2 protein-coding genes are annotated in these 2,910 nt (G+C 71.1%); one reads left to right on the forward strand and one right to left on the reverse strand.

Features of this window, described 5'->3' with window-relative positions:
• Window positions 1-91: 91 nt before the first annotated feature.
• Window positions 92-1,615, reverse strand: a complete 1,524-nt coding sequence (miaB, locus tag ACIRPK_RS34350; RefSeq protein WP_403046197.1) for a tRNA (N6-isopentenyl adenosine(37)-C2)-methylthiotransferase MiaB — start codon at window positions 1,613-1,615, stop codon at window positions 92-94.
• A 79-nt stretch (window positions 1,616-1,694) separates the two neighbouring features.
• Here miaB and ACIRPK_RS34355 point away from each other — a divergent pair, with 79 nt between their 5' ends.
• On the forward strand, window positions 1,695-2,705 hold the full coding sequence (locus ACIRPK_RS34355; protein WP_403046199.1) for a TAXI family TRAP transporter solute-binding subunit: 1,011 nt from the start codon (window positions 1,695-1,697) through the stop codon (window positions 2,703-2,705).
• The last annotated feature ends 205 nt before the right edge of the window (window positions 2,706-2,910 follow it).

A 2,910-nucleotide genomic window follows, 5' to 3' on the forward strand; every position in this document is an offset into this window, starting at 1 on the left:
GCGAACACGACGTGACCGTCGAGACCAGCACCGACCGCATCACGGGCGACCTCACCAAGTGGATGGCCGCCCGCGCTTCCTAAAACACGGCCTAGTCGCCGCAGCCCGTGGCCACGGGGAGCGCGGCCGGCACCCCGATGCTGGGCAGGCCGAGCATGACGCCGGCCGGCTTCGCGGCCGGGAGGCCCTGCCGCTTCTCCCAGGCGTCGCCCGCGCGGGTGCGGCGGACCGCCAGGGTGGGGCCCTCCGCCAGGAGGTGGTGCGGGGCGGCGTAGGTGATCTCGACCGTCACCATGTCGCCCGGGCGGACCGACTCGGTGGGGCGGGTGCCGTGCTGGTCGTTCAACCCTCGCAAGCTCGGGTTGAAGTGCACCAGCCGGTTGTCGGGGGCGCGGCCGGAGAGCCGGTCCGTCCGGCCGTCCTTCTTGCCCTCGCCCTCGGCGACCAGGATCTCCAGCACCCGGCCGACCTGCTTCTTGTTCTCCTCCCAGGAGATCTCCTCCTGGAGGGCGATCAGCCGGTTGTAGCGGTCCTGGACCACGGCCTTGGGGATCTGCCCGTCCATCTCGGCGGCCGGGGTGCCGGGCCGCTTGGAGTACTGGAAGGTGAAGGCGTTGGTGAAGCGGGCCTCGCGGACCGCGTGCATGGTCTGCTCGAAGTCCTCCTCGGTCTCCCCGGGGAAGCCGACGATGATGTCGGTGGAGATCGCCGCGTCCGGCATCGCCTCGCGGACCTTGCGGATGATGCCGAGGAAACGGTCCTGCCGGTACGACCGCTTCATCGCCCGCAGCACGGTGTCCGAACCCGACTGCATCGGCATGTGCAGCTGGTGCATCACGTTCGGGGTCTCGGCCATCGCGGCGATCACGTCGTCGGTGAAGTCGCGCGGGTGCGGCGAGGTGAACCGGATCCGCTCCAGGCCCTCGATCTGCCCGGCCGCCCGGAGCAGCTTGGAGAACGCCTCCCGGTCGCCCAGGTCGGAGCCGTACGCGTTGACGTTCTGGCCGAGCAGGGTGACCTCGATGACACCCTCGCCGACCAGCGCCTCGATCTCGGCGAGCACGTCGCCGGGGCGGCGGTCCTCCTCCTTGCCGCGCAGCGCGGGGACGATGCAGAAGGTGCAGGTGTTGTTGCAGCCGACCGAGATCGCCACCCAGGCCGCGTACGCGGACTCGCGCCGGGTCGGCAGGGTGGACGGGAAGGTCTCCAGCGACTCCAGGATCTCCACCTGGGCCTGCTGCTCGATCCGGGCCCGCTCCAGCAGGGCGGGCAGGTGCCCGATGTTGTGGGTGCCGAAGACCACGTCGACCCAGGGGGCCCGCTTCACGATGGTGTCGCGGTCCTTCTGTGCCAGACAGCCGCCGACGGCGATCTGCATGTCCTTGTTCCGGGTCTTCGCCGGGGCGAGCTGGCCGAGGTTGCCGTACAGCTTGTTGTCGGCGTTCTCGCGCACCGCACAGGTGTTGAAGACCACCAGGTCGGGATCACCCTCCTGGTCGGCCTTCACGTACCCGGCGTCCTCGAGCAGCCCGGAGAGGCGCTCGGAGTCGTGCACGTTCATCTGGCAGCCGTACGTGACGACCTTGTAGCTCTTGGAATCCTGGCTCGTACCCACGGACCCAAGAGTACGAGAACCGGATCGGGCTCCGTGACCCTCTCCCTTTCCCGCTCCCGGCCTGGCAGTATCCAACCCCATGACCTGGAGACCCGTCGCCCTGCCGCAAGTAGTGGCCCGCAGCCGTTTCGGCCGCGCGGCCGCCGCGTTGCTGCTGGTCATCGGCGGGCTGGGCGGCTGGTGGCTGGCCGCCGCCGACCGCGCGGACTACCCGCGCGGGGAGATCGGCTTCGCCACCGGGGTCCAACGAGGCGTGTACGACCGGTACGGACAGCTGCTCCGCAGCTACCTGCACACCGCGATGCCCGGGGCCGAACTGCGGCTGGACAACTCGCAGGGTTCGATCGACAACCTGGACCGGGTCGCCTCCGGGCGGGACTCCTTCGCAATAGCCACCGCCGACGCGGTGGCCAGCTACCGGGGCGACGGCCGGGACCGGCTGCGCGGGATAGCCCGGCTGTACGACGACTACCTGCAGCTGGTGGTGCCCGCCGACTCCAAGGTGCAGCGGGCCGCCGACCTGAAGGGCCTGCGGGTCGGGGTCGGGCAGAGCCGGTCCGGGGTGCTGCTGGTGACGAAGCGTCTGCTCGCCTCGGCCGGCCTCGACCCGGAGCTGGACGTGGCCGCCGCGAACCTCGGCGTCGGTGACGCCGCCGACCAGCTGAAGAACGGTCAGCTGGACGCCTTCTTCTGGTCCGGCGGGCTGCCCACCAGCGCCCTGACCGACCTCTCGGACCAGTTCGCGATCCGGATCGTCCCGCTCGGCGACCTGGCCGAGGCGGTCGGCCGGGGCGAGGGCGGCGGCGCCGACGCCTACCGCGCCGCCACCATCCCGGCCGACGCCTACCCCAAGGCCCGGCCCACCGCGACGGCGGTGGCCACGCTGGCCGTCCCCAACCTGCTGATCACCCGCGACGACGTCGACCCGGCCCTGGTGGAGCGGATGACCCAGGCGGTCATCGACAGCCGGGACGCGATCGGCGCAGAGGTCCACGCCGCCCAGGTGGTGGACCTCCGCACTGCGGTCTACACCGACCCGCTGGCCCTGCACGAAGGCGCCCGCCGCTACTACCTCTCCGTCAAACCCTGACCCTTCGCACGGGCCCGGGGCCGGGCTGTTGGCAGGGCGTTCGGTTGCACTCCCCAGGGGTCCGGGGCTCTGCCGACGTGCGGCTCCGCCGCGTGGGCGAGGAGATCTGGCGTTCGGATCACTGCGAAAGTGCCTGACCACCTACGCGACGATCACCTTCTACGAGGCCGGCGTCGCAGTTCCCCGAGCCCCTGCTGTGCTGAGC

Source organism: Kitasatospora sp. NPDC101801 (genome assembly GCF_044766665.1).
Classification (GTDB): Bacteria; Actinomycetota; Actinomycetes; order Streptomycetales; family Streptomycetaceae; genus Kitasatospora.